Below are 17,349 nucleotides of genomic sequence, written 5' to 3' on the forward strand. Positions count from 1 at the left end.
CATTGGGGTAGCGCACAAAATGGCCTCATTTGGCTTTGATGCTTTCTTTCAGGGCTTCAAAGCTGCTGTGGACCTTGGGACTGAGCAGCAAGCCGGTTTTGTCCTGCCGGGTGACGCCATCAACCTCGAATCGATCCGCCAACTCGGTGAACGAAATCATGCCGTTGAGTTTGCCCCCGCTCTGGGCAATGTTCTCGCCGCCGTACCACACGATGGGCGCCTTGGTGCCTGCTGGCATGAATGAAACCGGGTAAATCAAGATCGGAATCTTGAACGTATTCGCCAATTCAGCCGCGACCTGAATGTTGTTGTTACAGCGTAAGCCGGGCGGATCATTACTCACCAGAGTGAGAACTTTTTGGCCATTGATCTCCAATGGTCCGGGTGCGTTTTGTGCGAATGCTGGCGTCACCAGCATGAGCGCAAGTTGTGTCGCGGCGATGACGTGGGCTGATTTCGACATAGGGAGACCTTCTTGAATGCGAATGACAAATTGCATGAAGGAATGCAATTCAGAACGAAATGACTTTGTCACTGTCCATCACCCAGTCAGCCAGCGCTTGCATGGTTGACTGCTCGGCGCCCTCGAAATACGGCTGATTTTTGAAGATGCCACAGCGCGCCATGCAGGTGCCACAGACTTTGACCGTCGCGCCCCGCGCAATCAACGCCTTCAGCATCACGGTCAGATCCTGGTCGTAGCCTGCCGGTGGGCGACAGGCATCGCGCGCCATATCAACGGCGTCATTCATCAGGAACAAACGTACTTCGCTGCCGCCATCCAACAGCTTGCCCGCCAAACGCAAAGCGTTCCATGCGACATCGGTCCCGTCATAAGGTTCGTGATTGAAAATCAACAGAGTCTTCATCAATATTCTCCAGTGGTTGGATTAACGCTTGGCCAGAAGGCAAAAGTGAAAAGGACAAGACGTCCGCAGGTCAACCGACTCAATGCAGTGAAACCCGCGGGTACGCCGGGCAGCCGCCATCGTGAACGTGCCATAGCCGCAGCCAAATTCAGGATATGGCCCGGTTCATCCGTTGAACCGAACAGCGTCTCAATCGCCGCCTCGGTGTCAAAAAAACTCGCCCAGTACGCTTCTTCCGGCATGCCACTTTCGCGGCACTTCATGATTTCACCAATGGTTGTGATGAATTCGAAAACTCGACCGGCAGTCCAGCCGCCTGCCATTCATGGATGCCATCGCTGATCTTGCGCACCCGGTAGCCCTTGGCACCGAGCAACACCACGGCCTCATCAGACAGTAAACAAAATGGGCCCCGGCAATACGCGATGATTTCCTTGTCGAGCGGCAGCTCCTGGAGTCGCCTCTCAATTTCAGCCACGGGCATTGAGCGTGCAAAAGGCAGGTGAGCCGCCTCGAACTCGGTCAGAGGCCGAACATCAATGACGACCACGTCCCCCCTGCGGGCTTGCGCCAGCAGTGCGTCGCGACTGACGGCGGTTAGCTTGTCGGGATCGCTCACCATTTGATCAAGCGCCATCTTCAGTTCCAGCAAATGCTCTTCAGCCACCTGGCGCAGACTGATCAACAAGCTGGCGACATCACTGCCGGTCAAGCGGTAAATCGCATATTTGCCATCACGGCGAAACGTGACTAAGCGCGCCTCCTTGAGCGCTCGAAGGTGAGCGCTGGTGAGTTTGACGCTGATGGCAAGCTCAGCCGCCAGCAACTCGACAGCTTTTTCGCCTTGTGCCAGCAGTTCCAACAACTCCAGGCGCTTCGGGCTGGAGACGGCTTTTCCAATACGAGCAACTTGCTCATACAGTGTATTTTTTAAGGATCTATTTTTCAAACGCTCATTCTAATGAACGTTTGAATGTATTTGCAAGTTTGGCAATTTCACTTGGAATTGCCGCCGTGAACGCCAGCCTCAGAAGCTCGTTGCGCTATTTTGCCAACCACCCGACGGCCATCAGACCGCCCAGCAGCACCGGCTGGTGCAACATGTAATAGCTCAGACTCCAACGCCCCAGCAGGGCCAGCGGCTTGAACGCCGCCGGCAGGGGCCATGACAAGGCGGCGCCACGGCGCGTTAACCAGGTACCGGCCGCCACACCCCACCACATCACCCCCAGCCAGGGCAGCAGTGGCACATAGTCTTCGGTAATGGGTTTGCGTGTGATCAAACCCAGCCAGTTGAGCTGGGGTGAATTGAAAATATTGGATAATTCGGCTGTAGCCCACGTATTTATTGCATACTCAGCTATCAATTGAGAAGCAATTGCGCCAGCACCCAACCACCACAAACGCGCTCCCCAAGACGCCGTCAGGCGCGCAATGATCAGCATCAGCGCCATGCCATGCAGCACCCCAAAGTAGATAAAACTTTGCGGGTACATCCACCAGGAGCCCAGCGTGACTAGCAGCGCACAGCCCAGCACCTGCGCCCAGCGGCGCCAAAAGCGTGGCCAGCGCTGTCCCTGCGCCACGGCAATGGCTTGCCCCAGTCCGGCACAAAATAAAAACAGGCTCACGATCAAGGTGCGCTGCCAGGTCCACAGCGGGTCATGGTAAAAATCCTGCTTGATGTAGCCAAACTGGTTCAGGTCGAAACTGAGATGGAAGACGGTCATCCAGACCATTGCCAGGCCGCGCAGGGCGTCCACGGCGTCGAACCTCAGGGGCGATGAAGTGCCAGCACGGGCCGGGGTTGGATGGATCATGGGTTGACGATAACCCATTAGTCCATGCCGCTGCAGGCGCTATCGGGTCCGGGGATAATCAAATTCATGTCCCTGCCTGACCATCAACTCGAACTGTTAGCCCCCGCGCGCGACGCCGACATTGGCATCGAAGCCGTCAACCACGGCGCCGACGCCGTTTACATCGGTGGTCCGTCCTTTGGCGCGCGCGCCAATGCTGACAACAGCGTCACGGAGATCGCCCGGCTGACGCGCCATGCCCACCGCTTCAACAGCCGTGTCTTCGTCACGCTCAACACCGTTCTGCGCGATGACGAGCTGGAGCCATCGCGCAAGCTGGTCTGGCAACTGTATGACGCGGGAGTGGATGCCCTGATCATCCAGGACATGGGCCTGCTGCAGATCGACCTGCCGCCGATCCAGCTGCATGCCAGCACCCAGTGCGACATTCGCGCACCAGAAAAAGCCCGTTTTTTGCAGGACGTGGGCCTGTCGCAAATTGTGCTGGCGCGCGAACTCTCCCTGCCGCAAATCCTGGCCATCCGTGCCGTGACCGACCCGGCGCGCTGCACGCTGGAGTTTTTTGTGCATGGCGCCCTGTGCGTGGCCTACAGCGGCCAGTGCTACATCAGCGCCGCCCACACCGGACGCAGTGCCAACCGGGGCGAATGCAACCAGGCCTGCCGCCTGCCCTATCAGGTGGTTGACGACAAAGGCCGCTTTGTGGCGCACGACAAACACGTGCTGTCCATGAAAGACAACAACCAGAGCGACAACCTGGCAGCCTTGGTGGATGCGGGCATTCGCAGCTTCAAAATTGAAGGCCGCTACAAGGACATGGGTTACGTGAAAAACATCACCGCCCATTACCGCAAGCTACTGGACGCCCTGATTGACGAGCGCCAGACCTCCAAGCAGCCGCTGGCACGTTCATCGAGCGGCAGCACCACATTCAGCTTCATTCCCGACCCGAATCAGAACTTCAACCGCGAGTTCACCGATTATTTTGTGCAGGGCCGTCAGGCAGACATTGGCGCGTTTGACACGCCCAAGAACCCCGGCCAGCCCATCGGCTTTGTGACCCAGGTCGGCCCCAACTGGGTGGAACTGGAGACTGATCAACCGGACACCGTGCTGCACAACGGCGATGGTCTTTGCTACTACGACCTGCAAAAAGAGCTGGTCGGCCTGGCCATCAACCGGGCTGAAAGCCTCAATGCTGCCAAGGGCCGCTGGCGCGTGTTTCCCAAGGACGCCTTGAGTGGTCTGAAAGACCTGCGCAAATGCGTGGAAGTCAACCGCAACCGCGATACCGAGTGGGTGCGCGGCCTGGAGAAAAAATCAAGCGACCGGCGCATTGGCGTTTGGCTGCAACTGGCAGATACACCACAAGGCCTGGCCTTGAGCCTGACCGACGAAGACGGCGTGACGGCCACTGCCCGAGCAACTTTGACCCGCACACTGGCCAAGGACAAGGAAGCAGCCAACGCAAGCCTGCGTGAGCACCTCAGCAAAATGGGCAACAGCATTTTTACGGCGCTGTCGGTGCAGGTTGACTTTTCACAAGCCTGGTTTGTGCCCCCGTCCGTCCTCAACCCGTTGCGCCGGGACGCTTTGGAGGCTCTGGAAGCGGAACGCGCCAAGGCCTTCAGGCGACTGCCACGCACCGCTGCCGTGGAGCCGCCCGTACCCTACCCTGAAGACACATTGAGCTATCTGGCCAATGTCTTCAACCAGGCATCCCATGCCTTTTACGCCCGCCACGGCGTCAAGCTGATTGCGCCCGCTTTTGAAGCGGCGCAGGAACTGGGTGAAGTCAGCCTGATGATCACCAAGCACTGCGTGCGTTTTTCATTGAGCTTGTGCCCCAAACAAGCCAAGGGCGTGGTCGGCGTGCAAGGCACGGTCAAGGCCGAGCCACTGCAACTCATTAACGGTCGCGACAAGCTCACCCTGCGTTTTGACTGCAAACCGTGTGAAATGCATGTCATGGGCACGATCAAGAATTCGGTATTGCAGCAAACCATCAAGTCGCTCGCGCCAGCGCCGGGCGAAGTGCCCATCACCTTCTATCCCAAGCGGCCGGTGAACTCGTCAGTCGGCTGATCCGAGGTTAAGGTGTCTTCCCTAGAGAAGCTGAGGGATACTTAATAATGCAATGCCGCCATGCATGCAATTGGTGGCCAGGTTCATCACTCAACAAGGGGATTTTTCATGGCTTCCAACACCGCAAGCACTGCCAAGAAGACTGCAACCAAAACTGCAAAGACCCTGGCGCACAAAACTGTCGCCGCCAAAAAAACTGTCGTCAAAGCAGTCAGCAAACCAAAGTCGAAAGCCCCAGCGGCAAAAACCAGACTGCATCCGCCAGCCAAGACCGCCACCCTGAAACAGGTGGCCACGCAAGGCCGCAGAAAAGTGAGCTCGGTTGTGCACTTGACGCGGGATGCCTCACTCAAGCTGGTCGATTCACAGCGCGCCATTTGGCTCGCGGGTCTGGGCGCACTGGCCAAAGTCACGACCTCGACCGGGACCAAAGGCGAGAAAGCCTTTGAGGCGCTGGTCAAGGCCGGCGAGAAGATCGAATCCCAGGCGCGCGGCACCATCGACAGCAACGCCGATATGCTCAAGCATCGCATCAATGACGCCAGCAGAGTGGTCGACGACAGCATCAACAGCGTCAGTGACGCCTTCGATGCGCGCGTGAAACAAGCGCTGGCCCGCTTGGGCTACCCGAAGAACAGCAAGACCACCAAGTAAATCTGAAGTGACTGAAATACTCTTGTGGGCGCTGGCGCTGGTCGTGGCCCTCTGGGCCATCGGCGCCTTCTATTTGCAGGGCGCTGACCTGAGCGCTTTTGACCAGTCCGTCGGTCAGCGCCATTTGATCGACGCGGCGCCCAGCGCAGCGCATCAGGCAGTGGTGGCCTCGCTCGGGGGCATTGCCGCCACGCTCAAGAGCACACCCCGCAAGCAGCAACTGGCGCTGCTGCGCAACTACATGGACAACCTGTTCCCTGACAGCGATCCGACCACCCGGCTCATCGCTGTCGACGCTGCGGGTGTGCCGGCGGAATGGGTGCTGGCGGCCGGTGTCGACAGTCGCCGACGCTTGCTCTACATCCATGGCGGGGCCTACACCATGGGCAGCCCCAAGAGCCACCGCCGACTGACGCGTAAATTTTCCGAAGTGGCCAACGCCGCGGTGTTGGCCGTCGACTACCGCTTGATGCCGGAACACCCGCGCATGGCGGGCATTGAGGATTGCCGCACCGCCTACCGCTGGCTGCTCGACCATGGGCCCGCCGGTCCAGAGGCTGCCAGCGCCATTTTTGTCGCGGGAGATTCTGCCGGTGGCAACCTGACCCTGTCCCTGATCGCCTGGGTGCGCGACCAGGGCCTGCGCGCGCCCAACGCCGCCGTGGCCCTGTCGCCTGCCACCGATGCCTCCTTTGGCAGCCCGAGCCTGAAAAGAAATCTCAGCACCGACCCGATGCTGGGGCCGTTGTTCAAGCCGCTGACCAGGATTCCCCGCACCGTGCTGCTATGGGCCACCTGGCTGCAAAATCGCCAGCGCCCCAGCGACCCGGTGCTTTCCCCGGTCTTTGGTGATCTGTCCGGGTTGCCGCCCTTACTGGTGCATGCCAGCGAGTCGGAAATGCTGTATGACGACAGCCGCCGCTACGTCAACAAGGCTATGGCTGCCGGTTCACCGGTCACCTTTCAGACTTGGCGCCACATGGTTCATGTCTGGCAGATCTATCACCCGGACTTGCCCGAAGGTCAGGAAGCCTTTGAAGAGATTGGCAAATTTCTTCGGGCCCATTCCTAGCGTACCAAGCGCCATTGCCAGGCGCCGCCGGGCGATCAGACCTCGCACCACAGTGACCAAGCCCATCGCGTCGCAAAACAGGTAAACGTTTTGGGCAATGCAGCCCGCATCGGCGCCAGCCAGCAAGGTCTGTTCATCTGCCCGGGCATCGTTCATCCGGGCCAAGTCAGCGACGTAGATCAGATTCAGCGGGATGGTGGACATGAATGTGTATCTCCAAGGGGGCTCAAGCCAAAGACTACTGGGCGCCCCCATTTCTGGCTGTCATCTGGTCAACCTCTGCTTCGGCCTGCAACCAGTCTTCAAGTTCATGCCCGCCGACATAGCTGCGCGCCACATAGAAGGAGTAGGCGGTCTGGCGAATCAATTCGTCACGGTCCGTCCCGGGCGCCGTGGCCTTGAGACCGACCTGGCTCTCGCCATCACCCGTTGTCTTTGAACGAACCGGTTTTTTCTTCGCCGCAAGGTCAGTCGTGGCGCGATGCTCGGTGTGCTGATGCTTCATGTTCTACCTCTTGAATATGCAAGTTTCCTTCTGGTCACTGAGTCGCGGCCATAGCTGTGCTCGACGCAAGGATAGTGACTCCTACTGCGCCCACTTTGAGAATTCTCAAAAGACGCGAAGCCCGATATTGAGCAACGCCCGTTTGGCGAAAAGGTCGCCATGACAGGGCATTGACTTTGCGCAAGGCCAGTCAGTCGGCCTGGTTTGATAATAAATTTCGCAGGCAGCAGGAGTCCCAAGAACAGGAGTGAGGTGTCAATGACGATGCACATCGACGTCTGCAATGGCGATGCTGATGGCTTGTGTGCGCTGGTGCAGTGGCGCCTGCACGAGCCGCGGTCAGCGCGCCTGATTACCGGCTTGAAACGCGAGATCGAACTGCTGCAAAAGGTGCAGGCAGCTCAGGGCGACCAGGTCCTGGTGCTCGACTTGTCGCTGCGGCGCAACCGGCCGGCCCTGCTGCACCTGCTTGAAGCTGGCGTCAGGGTGCGCTATTTTGATCACCACGATGCCGATGCGTTGGCGCAGCATCCACTGACCCATCCCTTGCTGGAAGCACATATTGACAGCGCCAGCGATATTTGTACCAGCCTGCTGGTGGACCGATATCTGGGCGGCCTGTTTTCTGCCTGGGCATTGGTCGGTGCCTATGGCGACAACCTGACGCAGGTGGCTGATGCGCGGGCGGCCCGAATGGGCTTGGGGGTTGAGGAGCGGCGCCGCCTGCGGACCCTGGGCGAGGCGATCAACTACAACGCCTACGGCGAGAGCGCGCAAGATGTGTTGATTGCGCCGGCACAGCTGTACGCGCTACTGATTCGTTACCGTGACCCATTCGCCTTGCTGGACCACGAGTCGATCGGGCAGGAACTCGAAGCACGACGGCAAACCGACCTGCGCCAAGCGACCACCCTGACCCCGCACTGGCAGGATGCACAGACCCGCGTCTATGTGCTGCCCGACGAGCCCTGGAGTCGGCGTGTGATGGGCAGCCTGGTCAATCAATATGCAAACGCCCAACCCGCCCAGGCGCACGCGGTGCTCAAGACCAAGAGCTCTGGTGGCTTCCTGGTCAGCGTGCGTGCGCCGCTGTCAGCGCCGAGCGGTGCGGCTGCTTTGTGTCGCAAGTTTGGCGGAGGTGGGCGTGCCGGTGCTGCGGGCATTGACCATTTGCCAGAAGAAGGGTTGTCGGGCTTCATTCAGGCCTTGTCACAAGCCCACTGGGGTGAATGACTGCTGCACCCATCAAAAGACCCGCCAGCCTTTTAAGGGGCTGGCGGTGGTGGCGAGGAACCCAGGTCAGTGTGTCAGGCTGACGCGTCTGGGGACGTCCTCATCCGTCTTGATGTGGAGCATCAAGACTCGGCTCAATTGCTTGAACCCCCCAGCAACGTACCCGGTCGGCACGCCTTCCAGCGTTCCTTACGAAGTACGGTTTCACTATAGTCAGCCGTCGCCTGAATGGTTTGAGAATTCTCAATTGGAGTGACTGTTCTGGTACATGTAGGCGCGTGACCAGGGTGTTGGATTGAGCCCCTCACTGGCGCCGGTCTTGCACGCCAGCACTTGGTAGATCGACACCCAATTTTGCGCAAACGCCTGCGCGCAACCCGCCAGGTAAATGCGCCAGACGCGATACGTGGTCTCACTGACCGTGGCGCGGATGGCGTTACTTTGACTCTCATAGTTTTCCGACCACAGGGCCAGCGTTCGGGCGTAATGGCGGCGCAAACACTCCACATCAAGCGCTTCCAGGCCGGCGCTCTGCATGTCCTTGAGCGCCAGGCTCACGTGGGGCAATTCACCATTCGGGAACACGTATTTTTCAATGAAGCTGGCAGCCCCCAGAGGACATTCCCCACTGTCTGGATCAGTCGACGTGATGCCGTGGTTCAGCACCAACCCGCCATCCTTGAGTAGGGCATTGATCTTGCCGAAATAGGACGGCAGATGCAGGAGTCCGACGTGCTCAAACATGCCCACCGAAGTGATCTTGTCAAACAGCCCATCGCGCTCGTCAATATCACGGTAGTCCTGTAACTTGATCTCAATCTGCCCGGACAGACCCGCCTGCTTGACGCGCTCACACGCCAGCGCATGTTGGTTCGTTGACAGGGTCACGCCCACCACCTTCGCGCCATACTTTTGCGCAGCCCGTAGGGCCAAGGCACCCCAGCCGCAACCGATATCAAGCAGCCGCTCACCGGGCTGCAGCATGACCTTAGTCAAAATGTGATCCAGCTTGGCCGTCTGTGCCGCGGCCAGTGTCTCGCTGCGGTTCGGAAAGTAGGCGCAGGAATAGACCATCGCCTCGTCCAGCCACAGGCGATAGAAGTCATTGGAAACATCGTAGTGCTGCTCAATGGCGTGCGCATCCCGCGCCCGGTCGTGACGCGCGGGATTGAACAGGCGCCCGAAGCGCCCCCGCATCGGCACGCCGATTTGGGCCAGCCTGGATGCGACATCCACAACATCCTGCGCCCGGCCCAGCACATCAAAATGTCCATTGACGTAGCCGTCGGCCAGGTTATCCAGGCTGGGGGGTAGAAAATGTCGCAACGCGCGCGGCCCAGACAGTTTCACTGTCACCAGCGGATCAGTCCCTAGATCATGCTGCGCGCCGTTCCACAAGACCAGCCGCAAAGGAATGTCAAAGTGGGGCTGCAGACGCGCCAGCAGACGGGTCAGTAGATTGACCTCGGGACTCACCGAAAACGCCATGCGTTCCATCAGTCCAACGCCATCCACACAAGAAGGCGAACAACCGCTTGCAGGTCCACCCGACCGACTGACACCGGTGCCAGAATTCTTGATAGTCGTGCCATTTCTTATCCTTCCACAAAAGGTCGGGGCAACACCAGAGTCTCACGTAGGGATGCTAGAAACGTCTGACAACAGGTCATTTGAGATTTGTCATGGGCACGCCAAATGCTCAGCGTAGCCTGACGGTCTCAAATGGCACGGCTTGGGAGCATGAATTGGACAAGAAGCATTCCTGGAATGTTGGCTATTGGTTGATTGCGCTGGTGTTGCTGCTTCTGCTGCAAGACCTCTGGCAAGGCGCCAATCAGGTGCAAACTGTGCCCTACAGCGAGTTCGAAAAGGCACTCACTGAAGAGCGCATCGCCGACGTCACGATTTCCGAGCGCACGGTGATTGGTCGGCTGAAAACACCAGACGGCAGCAAGACCACGCTGGCAGCGGTGCGCGTCGAGCCCGCATTGGCGGCGCGCCTGGAAAAATTCAACGTCCCCTACACCCGGGCGGTGGATAACACGCTCTTGCGCGACCTGCTCTCGTGGATAGTGCCGGTTCTGGTTTTTTTTGGGTTGTGGTTTTTTGTGTTTCGCAGCTTTGCCAGCAAGCAGGGCATGGGCGGCTTTTTGTCGATTGGCAAGAGTCGCGCCAAGATCTACATGCAGACCAACACCGGCATCACCTTTGCCGATGTCGCCGGGGTCGATGAGGCACGCCACGAACTTGAAGAGGTGGTCGATTTCCTCAAGCATCCCCAGGAGTACGGACGCCTTGGCGCGCATATCCCCAAGGGCGTGTTGCTGGTGGGGCCGCCCGGCACCGGCAAAACCTTGTTGGCCAAGGCCGTCGCGGGTGAAGCGGGCGTGCCTTTTTTTTCGATCTCAGGCAGTGAATTTGTCGAGATGTTTGTCGGCGTGGGCGCAGCGCGCGTGCGTGATCTGTTTGAACAGGCGCGCGCCATGGCGCCGGCCATCATCTTCATCGACGAGCTTGATGCGCTGGGCCGCGCCCGCGGCGCCTTCCCCGGCCTGGGTGGCCATGACGAAAAGGAACAGACGCTGAACCAATTGCTCTCGGAAATGGATGGCTTCGACTCCTCCGTCGGTTTGATCATCTTATCGGCCACCAACCGGCCGGAAATCCTGGATCCGGCGCTCTTACGGGCCGGTCGATTTGACCGCCAGGTGCTGGTCGACCGGCCCGACCGCAAAGGCCGCATTGACATCCTCAAGGTGCATGTGCGCAAGATCAAACTTGACGCGGCGTTGAATATTGAAGAGGTGGCGGCGCTGACCCCAGGTTTCACTGGCGCCGATCTGGCCAACCTGGTGAACGAGGCGACGCTGGTCGCCACCCGGCGCAAGGCTGATCAGGTGAGCTTGCCGGACTTCACAGCGGCGGTGGAGCGCATTGTGGCGGGACTGGAGCGCCGTAGCCGCGTGCTCAACCCGAAAGAGCGCGAGGCGGTGGCCTTCCACGAAATGGGCCATGCCCTGGTCGCGTTGGCGCAAACGGGTACCGACCCGGTACACAAGGTGTCCATCATCCCGCGCGGCATTGGCGCATTGGGCTACACCATTCAGCGCCCAACCGAAGACCGCTACCTGATGACGCGGCCCGAACTGGAGCAAAAAGTCTCGGTGCTGCTGGCAGGGCGGGCCGCCGAGAAACTGGTGTTCGGCGTGCTGTCAACCGGTGCGGCCGATGATCTGGCCAAAGCCAGCGACATCGCCCACGACATGGTCACCCGTTATGGCATGGACGAAGACCTGGGCTTTGTCGCCTTTGAGCCGCAGCGCCAGCAGATGCTTGATCTGCCGCCCGGCCTCTTGCCGCAAGGTGCGCGCCTGTCGGAAGAAACGCAAGCCCATATCGACGCGGCGATTCGCAGCATCGTGATGAACGGATTTGAGCATGCCACGGTCATTCTGAGCGCCAATCTTCAAGTGCTGGAACGCGGTGCGCGTGCCTTACTGGACAAAGAAACGCTGGATGAGATCGCGATTCGCGACCTGGCGAAAGACCTGCGGCACGTCGACTCAGAGCCGTTGGCGCCCATGACGCTGGCCCGACCTTGATTATTCTCAAGGGCTGGGCTCCTTTCTTTGCCTTTAATCATCAGCGATGAAGCACCAGTACGTCCCACTTCCTTGAGCGCTCACCATGCCAACCAGGATTCTTTTTGGCTTGGGCGCAACTTCGACCGCTGTCTGAACGTCAGTTACACGAGATGCCGTCGATTGCCCCTCTGCAGTGCCTCTTCTGCAGGCACCTCAATCCCGCAGGCGCCAGTTTCTGCAACGACTGTGGCTCGCAACTCAACCTGCAACCCTGCGAGCAGTGCGGTGCAATCGACGACCGAGCCGCGACGAACTGCTACAAATGCGGTGCCGAATTCACTTCGCCTGCGGCGCCTGGACTCAATGCCCCGCTTGCGTTGACAACTCTTGAGAATCAGCGCACCTATCCAGCGCTTAACAGTAGCAGCGTCGCGGGGCCGCCGGCTGCGCTACCCATGGATGAGGCAGCTTCGCCCGAAATGCGTGGAAGGGCGACTGGGTCGCGACGCGGCACGCTCGTTGCAGTGCCTGTGCTGGTGTTGACGCTGCTTGCCGCGTTTGTCTATTACTACGGGCGCTCCGGGCAACCTGGGCCGCTGCAAGACGTGCAGCAAGTTGCCCCAGCCGTGTCCACCGCGCCGACGCCCGCAAGGTCGATGCCGTCCGTCGAGGTGAAAAAAATTGACACGGCGGTGTCACCCACAGACACGCCACCCACGCGCGCGACCGGCACTGTCGCAGCTGCAAAGACGCCGTCGCCGGTGCCTGCGACTGTGGGCACCGCGTTACCTGTTCGCCTGCCGTCGGCGTCTTCTGCCGAGGTGACAACCCGACAAGATCCACCCCTATTTGACGAATGTCCGCAAGCCGTTGCAGCGCTTGGGCTGTGCCATCCAGGTCCAACACAGGAGAAGTAATAGCATGAAGAAAATAGTCCTCAGCGCGCTGCTTGCGGCGGCAATGCTGTGCCACATGTCGACGGCGGGCGCCGCAGTCGACTACAAAATCGTGACAGCGTCCGAGCGCGGCACCTACATCAAGATCGGGCGCGATCTGTCCCAACTGATTGCGCCCTTGGCCGACATCAATCTCGATGCGGTGCCCTCGGCTGGATCGGCAGAGAACGTTCGACGCTTGCGCTACGAGCCAGGTGTCAAGCTGGCCTTGGTTCAGTCGGATGTCTACCAGTCCTACATCGACATCGCAGCGGGCGGAAACGCAGCGGCGAGTAGCTTGATCCGGCCGCTGCGCGTGATCATGCCGCTCTACAACGAGGAAATCTACTTCATTGTGCGTGCCGACTCCGAGCGTAACTTCATCCACGAAATCAAGAATGCCAGGATCAACGCCGGTGAGGCCGGAAGCGGCACAGCCTTGACTTCGGCGACGCTCTACCGTTTGATGTTTGGCGAGCCCATGCCGGACGCCAGCGTGAGCTTCCTTTCCAACGAGGAGGCGCTGGCCAAGCTGGTGACGGACAAGACGGTTGACGTGGTCGCGGTCGTTGCCGGTCAGCCCGCTAAACTGCTCGTTGACATGAAGCCCGAGTCGCGTCAACTCATCAAGCTTCTCAAGTTTGATCCCAAGCACCCGTCCAGCGAAGCAGCACTCAAGACCTATTTTCCGGCCAATGTGCGTGTCAGCAATTACCCCAATCTGCTCACGGCTGATCTCCCCGGGCTGGCCGTCAAGGCCTTTCTCGTGACCTACGATTTCCAGCTGAAAGACACGGAGACCCACCTGCGGCAGTTGGCGCGTTCGTTGTGCCAAAACTTTTCGATGCTGCAAGAAAAAGGACATCCAAAATGGCGCGAGGTTGCGCTGGCGCTCCCCGAGCTGGGTCGCGGCTGGTTTTACTATGCCCCGACGGCGCGCGAGATCAGGGCCTGTATTGCCGGGGAATTGAAACCCAGAACGCTGGTGAAGGCGCGGTCGGCAAAGCAGTGCTCACAGCAGGAACGGATTCTGGGTCTGTGCCAATAGGCAGGCAGTGCGGTACGGCCAGTGGCAGAACCCAGGACGTGGCGCCGCGCTTGACGGCACGTGGGCTCAAAACTTCGCATCACCCGTCGTAAAGGTGAAGCGACGAGAAAAGCTGGTGGCACCCAGGGTTCCGCTCAAGGTGACTTGATACAGCGTGTTGGCCTCCAGCGGTGTGCTGGTCGAAATGAATCCCTCGTTGTCTTCAACGATTTTATTGTCAGCCGTTGCGTTCCGATCGATCAAGCCGGTGACAGGCGCAAGGATCGGCACGTTCGCGCCCGTCTTTGCATTGACCACGCTGGCGCTGGAAATGGTCAAACTCTTGCCTGCCCCGGCCACCACCGCAATCGAGGCGCCCACTGGATGCGCGAAAAGATCGCGTCCAGGAAACGGATTGGGCGTTTCATGCCTGAGTGAACGCACCATGCCGACGGAGCCTTCGCAGGGGTAGGTGCGAACCGAAGCGGCCTTCTCGACCTGGAAGCCCTCACTGTTCTTTGCCGCCAGGACGATGTTGACGATGTTCTGGTTGTCATTCATCAGACCCAGATCAATCTTTTCCTTCACGCCGATGCCCACCTCGCGGTAACCGCGCAGCATGTTCACCAGGTGATAAGGGGCGTTCAGCAGGCTTCTGACCGCATTGGCGCCAGAGCCTTGCTCGATGCCGCTGTGAAACACCTGCACCTCAGTGGACTCAAATGAAAAATCCGGACCATAGTCGGCCGTAATCACGCGATCCCAAGGCGCGACGCCGGTAAATCCGGGCGTGCCCGGCCTTTGCATATGCCCTTGCGCATGATTGACAAAGAGCCAGGCGGCATGGCTTTTTGCGGCGCTATCGAGTTCGGCACTCTGTCGCAACGGGCCAAATCCGCAGTGAGAACGCTCACGGTTGAGCAGCTCAAACGCGTACATTTCTTCCGACGCCGCCGGGTAGCTGTAAGTGGCTGCCGGCGCCCAATTCATGAACGCCGAGAGAGCGACAGCCGTGACGAACCCAGGCTTCATTCAGGTTGGCGGCTGACTGGCGGCGTCTCTAATTACCCCACCCACCTGCGCGCATTCACCCACAGCTGCATCCACGGGCTCAGAGCTGACGGGTCGCCGTTGGTCCAGCTCATCTGGATGTTGCGAAACACCCGCTCGGGGTGCGGCATCATCGCGGTGAAGCGGCCGTCTGCTGTGGTCACTGCCGTCAAACCGCCGGGGCTGCCGTTCGGGTTGAATGGGTAGGCCTCGGTCGCGCCACCATGGTTATCGGTAAAGCGCATGGCGGCAATGGCCGTGTTGGCATTGCCGCGGTGCTTGAAGTTGGCAAAACCCTCACCGTGCGCCACGGCAATGGGCAAGCGGCTGCCCGCCATGCCTTTGAAGAACAAGGACGGGGAGTCCAGCACTTCCACCATCGAGAGCCGCGCCTCGAAGCGCTCACTCTGGTTCGTGGTGAAGCGCGGCCAATCTTGGGCGCCGGGAATGATGTCGGCCAGTTCGGCAAACATCTGGCAACCGTTGCACACGCCCAGGCCGAAGGTGTCGCTGCGGCCAAAAAAGGCCTTGAACTGCTCCGCCAAAACGGGGTTGAAGGTGATGGAGCGCGCCCAGCCGATGCCGGCACCGAGCGTGTCGCCATAGCTGAAGCCGCCGCACGCCACCACACCTTGGAAGTCGGCCAGCTTGGCGCGGCCACTCTGCAGGTCGGTCATGTGCACGTCAAAGGCTTCGAACCCGGCCTCGGTGAAGGCGTAGGCCATCTCGACGTGCGAGTTGACACCCTGCTCGCGCAGTACCGCCACTTTGGGGCGCGTCAGCATGAGCGCCGGGCTTGCCATGCTTGCTACGGATTCAGTAGCTGCTTGCGCATATTCCGCGAGGGCTAGCGCCTGATTTTCTGTAAATTTGAGATGCAAACCCGGATCCAGCGGGTCACCCGCAGCAGCGTGCTCGGCTTCGGCGCAGGCCGGGTTGTCGCGTTGCTGGCAGATCTTCCAGCTGGTCGCGTCCCAAACCTGGTGCAGGTCCTGCAACTTGGCGCTGAACACTTGCTTTGCGTCGCGCCAGACCTGCACTTGGCCGACACCGCCCTGGATGGTCGAGTCAACCGGGCGGGTCTTGCCGATGACGTGGCTGTATTTGCTCAAGCCATGGTCGCGCAGGGTTTGCATGACCTCGTTGCGCTGCGCGGCGCGCACCTGCAGCACGACACCCAGCTCTTCGCTGAACAGGGCTTTGAGCGTGAGCTCCTCGCGCCGACCGCTGACCTGGCCGGCCCAGTTCTTGGCATCGCCATAGTCCATGCGGCTGTCTGAGATGCCGTCGCCCTCCAGCACGAGCATGTCCACATTGAGCGCCACGCCGATGTGGCCGGCGAACGCCATCTCCACCACAGCCGCAAACAGGCCGCCGTCGCTGCGGTCGTGGTAGGCCAGAATTTGCCCCTGCGCGCGCAAGGCGTTCACGGCCTTGACCAGGTTCACCAGGTCTTGCGGATGGTCCAGATCCGGCACTTCGTCGCCCATCTGACCCAGCGTTTGCGCCAGCATGCTGCCACCCATGCGGTTTTGGCCGCGCCCCAGGTCCACCAGCAGCAGCGTCGTGTCTTCCAGCGCATTCAATTGCGGGCTCAAAGTGCCGCGCACATCAGGCAGCGTGGCAAAGGCGGTCACGATCAGCGACACCGGCGACGTCACCTTCTTGGCGCCCTCCTCGTCTTTCCACTGCGTGCGCATCGAGAGTGAATCTTTGCCGACCGGGATGGAAATGCCCAGCGCCGGGCACAACTCCAGACCAACGGCTTTCACCGTGGCGTAGAGCGCGGCGTCTTCGCCCGGCTCGCCACAGGCCGCCATCCAGTTGGCCGACAGCTTGACGCGGGGCAGCTCAATGGGTGCGGCCAGCAAGTTGGTGATGCTTTCCGCCACGGCCATGCGCCCGCTGGCCGGCGCGTTCACGCTCGCCAGCGGCGTGCGCTCGCCCATGCTCATGACCTCACCGGTAAAACCCTTGAAATCGGCCAGCGTCACGGCGCAGTCCGCCACCGGCACCTGCCAGGGTCCGACCATCTGGTCGCGGTGACTTAAGCCCCCCACGGTGCGGTCGCCGATGGTGATCAGAAAACGCTTGGACGCCACGGTCGCACTAGCCAGCACGTCGATGCAGGCTTTTTGCAGATCGACACCGGTCAGGTTGACGGGCGCAAAGGTGCGCGCCACTGTTTTGACGTCGCGGTGCATCTTGGGCGGTTTGCCCAGCAGCACGTTCATCGGCATGTTGACTGGCGACTCTTTGCCCGCGTCAACCAGTTCCAATTGGCGCTCGTCGGTCGCCACGCCCACCACAGCAAAGGGGCAGCGCTCGCGTTCGCACAGTGCCGTGAACAGCGCCAACGACTCGGGCGCGATCGCCAGCACGTAACGTTCCTGGCTCTCGTTGCACCAGATTTCCTTGGGGGCCATGCCGGACTCTTCCAGTGGCACGGCGCGCAGGTCGAAGCGGGCGCCGCGCCCGGCGTCGTTGGTGAGCTCGGGGAAGGCGTTGCTCAAAC

At 60.1% G+C, this 17,349-nt stretch carries 16 protein-coding genes and 2 pseudogenes; 8 read left to right on the forward strand and 10 right to left on the reverse strand.

Features of this window, described 5'->3' with window-relative positions; genetic code table 11:
* Positions 1-25: 25 nt before the first annotated feature.
* From GZ093_RS10510 to GZ093_RS10530, 5 genes are all read right to left on the reverse strand, one after another.
* Complete coding sequence (locus GZ093_RS10510; protein ID WP_296485645.1) at positions 26-463, reverse strand: hypothetical protein; 438 nt, start codon at positions 461-463, stop codon at positions 26-28.
* Positions 464-512: 49 nt separating this feature from the next.
* Positions 513-869 carry a DsrE family protein gene (locus GZ093_RS10515; RefSeq protein WP_296485647.1) on the reverse strand — a complete coding sequence of 119 codons (357 nt, stop codon included), beginning with the start codon at positions 867-869 and terminating at the stop codon, positions 513-515.
* Positions 869-1,132, reverse strand: coding sequence for a hypothetical protein (locus GZ093_RS10520; protein ID WP_296485651.1), 264 nt, complete (start codon positions 1,130-1,132; stop codon positions 869-871). Before GZ093_RS10520 ends, GZ093_RS10515 begins: the two co-directional genes overlap by 1 nt.
* The gene (locus GZ093_RS10525) at positions 1,129-1,818 is read right to left on the reverse strand and encodes a metalloregulator ArsR/SmtB family transcription factor (RefSeq protein ID WP_296485653.1); all 690 of its coding nucleotides are present in this window, start codon (positions 1,816-1,818) and stop codon (positions 1,129-1,131) included. The genes GZ093_RS10520 and GZ093_RS10525 overlap by 4 nt, the downstream gene beginning before the upstream one ends.
* A 94-nt stretch (positions 1,819-1,912) precedes the next feature.
* Positions 1,913-2,689 carry a heparan-alpha-glucosaminide N-acetyltransferase gene (locus GZ093_RS10530; RefSeq protein WP_296485654.1) on the reverse strand — a complete coding sequence of 259 codons (777 nt, stop codon included), beginning with the start codon at positions 2,687-2,689 and terminating at the stop codon, positions 1,913-1,915.
* 66 nt (positions 2,690-2,755) lie between these two features.
* On the opposite strand from GZ093_RS10530, the gene GZ093_RS10535 reads away from it, so the two are divergent.
* The 3 genes from GZ093_RS10535 to GZ093_RS10545 all read left to right on the forward strand — a co-directional run bounded on the left by GZ093_RS10535 (position 2,756) and on the right by GZ093_RS10545 (position 6,500).
* Positions 2,756-4,774, forward strand: coding sequence for a U32 family peptidase (locus GZ093_RS10535; protein WP_296485655.1), 2,019 nt, complete (start codon positions 2,756-2,758; stop codon positions 4,772-4,774).
* 108 nt (positions 4,775-4,882) lie between these two features.
* Positions 4,883-5,428 (forward strand): phasin family protein, encoded by a 546-nt coding sequence (locus GZ093_RS10540; protein WP_296485657.1) that lies wholly within the window; start codon positions 4,883-4,885, stop codon positions 5,426-5,428.
* A gap of 7 nt (positions 5,429-5,435) precedes the next feature.
* Positions 5,436-6,500: an alpha/beta hydrolase gene (locus GZ093_RS10545; RefSeq protein ID WP_296485658.1), complete on the forward strand. Its 1,065-nt coding sequence runs from the start codon at positions 5,436-5,438 to the stop codon at positions 6,498-6,500.
* A gap of 15 nt (positions 6,501-6,515) precedes the next feature.
* Here the strand turns inward: GZ093_RS10545 and GZ093_RS10550 are convergent.
* Positions 6,516-6,755: pseudogene (locus GZ093_RS10550) on the reverse strand (nitroreductase family protein); the annotation flags it as partial.
* Positions 6,739-7,005, reverse strand: coding sequence for a DUF2934 domain-containing protein (locus GZ093_RS10555; protein ID WP_296485660.1), 267 nt, complete (start codon positions 7,003-7,005; stop codon positions 6,739-6,741). The gene GZ093_RS10555 and the pseudogene GZ093_RS10550, both read right to left, overlap by 17 nt.
* Positions 7,006-7,263: 258 nt before the next feature.
* Between GZ093_RS10555 and GZ093_RS10560 the strand changes: the two genes are divergently transcribed.
* Entirely contained in the window at positions 7,264-8,238 is a 975-nt protein-coding gene (locus GZ093_RS10560) for a hypothetical protein (protein ID WP_296485661.1), read from the forward strand.
* A 243-nt stretch (positions 8,239-8,481) separates the two neighbouring features.
* On the opposite strand, the gene GZ093_RS10565 is transcribed toward GZ093_RS10560, so the two are convergent.
* The gene (locus GZ093_RS10565) at positions 8,482-9,726 is read right to left on the reverse strand and encodes a cyclopropane-fatty-acyl-phospholipid synthase family protein (protein WP_296485674.1); all 1,245 of its coding nucleotides are present in this window, start codon (positions 9,724-9,726) and stop codon (positions 8,482-8,484) included.
* A 257-nt stretch (positions 9,727-9,983) separates the two neighbouring features.
* Between GZ093_RS10565 and ftsH the strand changes: the two genes are divergently transcribed.
* The 4 genes and pseudogenes from ftsH (at position 9,984) to GZ093_RS10580 (ending at position 13,805) form a co-directional block, all read left to right on the forward strand.
* Positions 9,984-11,840 (forward strand): ATP-dependent zinc metalloprotease FtsH, encoded by a 1,857-nt coding sequence (gene ftsH, locus GZ093_RS10570; protein ID WP_296485676.1) that lies wholly within the window; start codon positions 9,984-9,986, stop codon positions 11,838-11,840.
* Positions 11,841-11,992: 152 nt separating this feature from the next.
* A pseudogene (locus GZ093_RS20845) lies at positions 11,993-12,139 on the forward strand (zinc ribbon domain-containing protein); the annotation flags it as partial.
* A 138-nt stretch (positions 12,140-12,277) separates the two neighbouring features.
* Positions 12,278-12,739 (forward strand): hypothetical protein, encoded by a 462-nt coding sequence (locus GZ093_RS10575; RefSeq protein WP_296485664.1) that lies wholly within the window; start codon positions 12,278-12,280, stop codon positions 12,737-12,739.
* Between the two features lie 4 nt (positions 12,740-12,743).
* Positions 12,744-13,805, forward strand: coding sequence for a TAXI family TRAP transporter solute-binding subunit (locus GZ093_RS10580; RefSeq protein WP_296485666.1), 1,062 nt, complete (start codon positions 12,744-12,746; stop codon positions 13,803-13,805).
* A 66-nt stretch (positions 13,806-13,871) separates the two neighbouring features.
* Here the strand turns inward: GZ093_RS10580 and GZ093_RS10585 are convergent, their stop codons facing one another.
* Together GZ093_RS10585 and purL are read right to left on the reverse strand one after the other, a co-directional pair.
* The gene (locus tag GZ093_RS10585; RefSeq protein WP_296485668.1) at positions 13,872-14,774 is read right to left on the reverse strand and encodes a CAP domain-containing protein; all 903 of its coding nucleotides are present in this window, start codon (positions 14,772-14,774) and stop codon (positions 13,872-13,874) included.
* Positions 14,775-14,848: 74 nt separating this feature from the next.
* Positions 14,849-17,349, reverse strand: a 2,501-nt coding sequence (gene purL, locus GZ093_RS10590; protein ID WP_296485670.1) for a phosphoribosylformylglycinamidine synthase, incomplete at its 5' end; no start/stop codon positions are given.

Origin of the sequence: Rhodoferax sp. (genome assembly GCF_010365055.1) — a bacterium.
In the GTDB taxonomy this organism is placed as follows: domain Bacteria; phylum Pseudomonadota; class Gammaproteobacteria; order Burkholderiales; family Burkholderiaceae_C; genus Rhodoferax.

Bases quoted from the DNA above. Each gene is read 5' to 3' on its own strand.
- GZ093_RS10535 (WP_296485655.1), top strand. From the start codon at position 2,756: ATGTCCCTGCCTGACCATCAACTCGAACTGTTAGCCCCCGCGCGCGAC.
- GZ093_RS10540 (WP_296485657.1), top strand. From the start codon at position 4,883: ATGGCTTCCAACACCGCAAGCACTGCCAAGAAGACTGCAACCAAAACT.
- GZ093_RS10565 (WP_296485674.1), bottom strand. From the start codon at position 9,726: ATGGCGTTTTCGGTGAGTCCCGAGGTCAATCTACTGACCCGTCTGCTG.
- GZ093_RS10520 (WP_296485651.1), bottom strand. From the start codon at position 1,132: ATGAAGTGCCGCGAAAGTGGCATGCCGGAAGAAGCGTACTGGGCGAGT.
- GZ093_RS10510 (WP_296485645.1), bottom strand. From the start codon at position 463: ATGTCGAAATCAGCCCACGTCATCGCCGCGACACAACTTGCGCTCATG.
- GZ093_RS10580 (WP_296485666.1), top strand. From the start codon at position 12,744: ATGAAGAAAATAGTCCTCAGCGCGCTGCTTGCGGCGGCAATGCTGTGC.
- GZ093_RS10585 (WP_296485668.1), bottom strand. From the start codon at position 14,774: ATGAATTGGGCGCCGGCAGCCACTTACAGCTACCCGGCGGCGTCGGAA.
- GZ093_RS10560 (WP_296485661.1), top strand. From the start codon at position 7,264: ATGACGATGCACATCGACGTCTGCAATGGCGATGCTGATGGCTTGTGT.
- GZ093_RS10530 (WP_296485654.1), bottom strand. From the start codon at position 2,689: ATGATCCATCCAACCCCGGCCCGTGCTGGCACTTCATCGCCCCTGAGG.
- GZ093_RS10555 (WP_296485660.1), bottom strand. From the start codon at position 7,005: ATGAAGCATCAGCACACCGAGCATCGCGCCACGACTGACCTTGCGGCG.
- GZ093_RS10515 (WP_296485647.1), bottom strand. From the start codon at position 869: ATGAAGACTCTGTTGATTTTCAATCACGAACCTTATGACGGGACCGAT.
- GZ093_RS10575 (WP_296485664.1), top strand. From the start codon at position 12,278: ATGGATGAGGCAGCTTCGCCCGAAATGCGTGGAAGGGCGACTGGGTCG.